This window comes from Oleiphilus sp. HI0061, from assembly GCF_001635675.1.
The window spans coordinates 1-1,353 of record NZ_LWFE01000653.1; the positions used below are offsets into that span (position 1 = coordinate 1).

General features: G+C 49.6%; 1 protein-coding gene and 1 pseudogene. One reads left to right on the forward strand and one right to left on the reverse strand.

What is annotated here, in order from left to right; all coding sequences use genetic code 11:
* The coding region (folD, locus tag A3735_RS08260; RefSeq protein ID WP_068637903.1) for a bifunctional methylenetetrahydrofolate dehydrogenase/methenyltetrahydrofolate cyclohydrolase FolD at window positions 1–729 on the forward strand (729 nt) is incomplete at its 5' end.
* Between the two features lie 353 nt (window positions 730–1,082).
* Here the strand turns inward: folD and A3735_RS30580 are convergent.
* A pseudogene (locus A3735_RS30580) lies at window positions 1,083–1,353 on the reverse strand (cysteine--tRNA ligase); the annotation flags it as partial.

Here is a 1,353-nt window from a genome sequence, read left to right on the forward strand (position 1 = left end):
GCTGACCCAGCATCTGAAGTGTACGTTCGAAACAAAACTAACTCTTGCGAACAAGTCGGCTTCAAATCCGAAACGCTGACACTTCCTACTGAAACAAGTCAGGAAGAGCTAGAAAGCCTTATTGACAAATATAATGCCGACGAAACAATCGACGGCATACTGGTTCAGCTCCCTCTGCCTGAACACCTAGACAGCGATCCTTTACTAGAACGTATACGCCCAGATAAAGATGTAGATGGCTTCCACCCTTTTAATATTGGCCGCCTTGCACAAAGAATGCCCCTACTCCGCTCCTGCACCCCAAAAGGCATAATGACTTTATTGGAAACAACAGGACAAACAATCAGAGGCAAAGATGCCGTTATCGTCGGCGCTTCTAATATCGTTGGTCGACCGATGGGCCTTGAGCTATTACTAGCTGGCTGCACTGTCACGACCACTCACCGCTTCACCAAAAACCTGCCCGAGAAGATATCTCAGGCCGACATCGTAGTCGTTGCCGCCGGCAAACCTGGCTTAGTAAAAGGTGAATGGATTAAGCCTGGCGCAATTGTTATCGACGTGGGTATTAACCGTTTGGACGATGGCCGCTTGGTGGGTGATATTGAATTTGATGTCGCGCAAGAGCGCGCTGGCTGGATTACACCTGTTCCTGGCGGTGTAGGCCCCATGACAGTTGCAACGCTGATGGAAAATACGCTTTATGCAGCGAATGAGCTGCATAGCTAAGTTGAAGCAAGCCTGTAGGAAGAGGTCTCCGTACCTCCCTGGCGGACTGGCACAAAGTTTCTATGAAGCACCGCATTAGCGAGAGGTAGAACCCTCTGCCTACAAAAGAATATATACCAAACTCCACGTAGGCGGGGCCTCCGGCCGCGCGAACGAAACCGCTAGGCTATCTGATACACCGTGGAAAGACTTGCGCCCCGAGACGGGCCGCCTACAACTACAAACGCGCTATCTCGACAGTCACTTGTAGGCAGATGTCTCCGTGCCTCGCTGGCGGACTGGCACAAAGTTTCTATGAAGCACCGCATTAGCGAGGGATAGAACCCTCTGCCTACGATTGAGTTTATTAGTGATTAAGAGCGGCGCCAGCTGGTACCATCTTTACTATCATCTAAGGTAATGCCCTGCTCTAACAACAGATCACGAATTCGGTCAGACTCCGCCCACTCTTTATTCGCACGTGCTTCTGTTCTTGCCACAACTAAAGTATCTATCTCATCATTTGATAAACCATCAGCCGAAGCTGCGCCTTTAAAGTAATCTTCAGGGTCTAATTGAAGAATACCCAAAGCTTCACCTAAAGAACGAAGCGTACTAGCCAAGGCCGCAACATTGTCACCTTCA